This window comes from Pseudomonas sp. Je.1.5.c (assembly GCF_051129895.1).
GTDB lineage: Bacteria > Pseudomonadota > Gammaproteobacteria > Pseudomonadales > Pseudomonadaceae > Aquipseudomonas > Aquipseudomonas urmiensis.
In genome coordinates this window covers 1-255 of sequence record NZ_JBCPSP010000123.1, presented here as the reverse complement: position 1 = coordinate 255, position 255 = coordinate 1, and the positions used below count along the sequence as shown (strand labels likewise).

The 255-nt window shown below is 64.3% G+C and carries 1 protein-coding gene; it reads right to left on the bottom strand.

The window, feature by feature from the left end:
* The coding region (locus AAZU54_RS27410; RefSeq protein ID WP_434727912.1) for a hypothetical protein at nucleotides 1-255 on the bottom strand (255 nt) is incomplete at both ends.

Below are 255 nucleotides of genomic sequence, written 5' to 3'. Positions count from 1 at the left end.
AACTCGACCAGCTGTACGCCGTTGTACAGCCACTGGCTGGCACAGTTCAGGCGCATCACCGCACGCTGAACCCCGGGGCCTGCCAGCGGGTGCAGGCGTTGGCTGGCCGCGTTGAGTGCGCCTTGCGTGTCGCTGATCGCTTGTTGCAGCGAAGTGCGCAGGCGCAAGCCGGCATCGTCGCTGGCAATGACCTTGCTCAGCGCCGCATAGAGCTTGTCGCTGTCGTTCCACTCGGTGGGATCGGTGATGGAGAAG